The sequence below is a fragment of the Frankia tisae genome (genome assembly GCF_025403405.1).
Classification (GTDB): Bacteria; Actinomycetota; Actinomycetes; order Frankiales; family Frankiaceae; genus Frankia; species Frankia tisai.
Genome location: NZ_JANEZT010000654.1, coordinates 1 through 1,701, shown reverse-complemented (window position 1 = coordinate 1,701; position 1,701 = coordinate 1). Strand labels below are relative to the sequence as shown.

The 1,701-nt window shown below is 71.4% G+C and carries 1 protein-coding gene; it reads right to left on the bottom strand.

All coding sequences use genetic code 11. From position 1 onward, the window contains the following. Positions 1 to 171: 171 nt before the first annotated feature. On the bottom strand, positions 172 to 1,470 hold the full coding sequence (locus tag NBZ85_RS30865) for an FAD-dependent monooxygenase (protein WP_261563395.1): 1,299 nt from the start codon (positions 1,468 to 1,470) through the stop codon (positions 172 to 174). Positions 1,471 to 1,701: the final 231 nt, after the last annotated feature.

Sequence of the window (1,701 nt, the reverse complement as noted above, 5' to 3'; positions counted from 1 at the left end):
ACACCATGATCACCGGTCGGGGGTGGGTCGGGGGCAGGGTGGTGTGCCGGTCGACGGCCGCCCGCGGGCCGGGCCGGCACCATCCTGATCTGCCCGAGGGGTACGTCGCTGTCACCGGATCGACCGTGGAGCCATCATCATGATCCATCGACCGGCATCGCGCATGAAAGATCAGTAGCCGTGACGGGCTGCCCCCAGTGCGCGAACAGGCTCGGTTCGCGGCGGTGTCGACTCGCCCCGGTGGCGGGCCAACCACCACCGGCCGCCCGCGTGCAGACCGCGTAGCGCCCGGCGGACGGCGGGGACCTGGGTGGCGCGGTGCACCTGGTAGCGCCACGGCGGCTGAGGGCCGTGGCGTCCCGCCATCGCGTAGGCAAACGACACCGCGCCCGGTTCGCCACCGCCACCGACGCCGACGCCGTGGTCGATGGCATGGTCGATGGCATGGTCGAGGTAACAGTCGGTCTGCTCGAACCAGGCCATGCTGGTCCGCGCCGCCGCCTGCACCGGGTGCAGCGCCCTGCGGCCCCGGGCGTCGAACGACCGCAGCGCGGCGGTCAGATCGTCGCCGTTGTCGTGGAGGATCTGGGCGAGCATGACCGCGTCGACGATCGCCAACGCCGTCCCGGACCCCAGGGTGAAGTGGGTCGTGTGGGCGGCGTCGCCGAGCAGCACGACGTTGTCGTGGTACCAGCGCTCGTTGGTGATCTCGGTGAAACGCTGCCAGCGCGCGGTCGTGCCGCGGCACTGGCTGATGAGCGCATGGCCGCCCAACGGCTCGGCGAAGATCTTCTCCAGCTCCCGCAGCGTGTCCACGTCACCACGCTCGTCGAAGCCGAGCCCCTCCCAGGTCCGCCGGGTGCTTTCCACGATGCACGTGCTCAGGCCCGCGCTGGACGGGTAGGCGTGGCACCAGATCCAACCCGCCGGGGTCCGTTCGAAGGCAAACGCGAAACTGTCGAGGAGCCGGTCCGTCCCCAACCAGATGTAGGGGTTGCTACCGGTCGTGGCCCTGGTCCCGAACGCGTCACCGGCCGCCTGGCGCACCCGGCTGTTCGCGCCGTCGGCGGCCACGATCAGGTCGGCGTCGGCATACGGACGCAGATCGTCGACCTCGTGGCGGTATTCCACGCTGACCCCGAGCTCGAGGGCGCGCCGCGCGAGGATCTCGAGCAGCGCCGCCCGCTGCATGCTGAAGCCGTATCCGGCGAGGTAGGCCGTGCCCGCCCCCGCGACGCTGATGCGCTGCTCCTGCCAGAGGGTGGACTGTGCCCGGATGTCGCGCGCGCTGGGCGGGTCGTTGCGGAAGAAGACGTCCAGCAGGTTGTCCCAGTAGACGACCCCCCAGCCGTAGGTGGCTCCCGGCGGGTCACGTTCGATCACCGTGACGTCGTGGGCGGGATTACGCAGCTTCGTTGAGATCGCGAAGTAGAACCCGGCCGGTCCACCGCCGACGCAGACGATCCGCATGCCACTCCCCCTGCTCCCCGCCTCCGCCGGTCTCCCGCGGCTCGGCCGGGACCCCGGCGGCGCGGCGCAACGAACGAGAGGGCGGCGACGGCCACACGATTTCGCCGGCTCGCCGCCACCCCGTTCGCCGCTGGGAGATCCTCGCTGGTGGGGGTCGTGATGGTGGGGCGTCGCACCCCTGGGCTGGCGGCCGCGGGGACCGGTCGACCGCCGGACTGTCAGGTGCTGTGG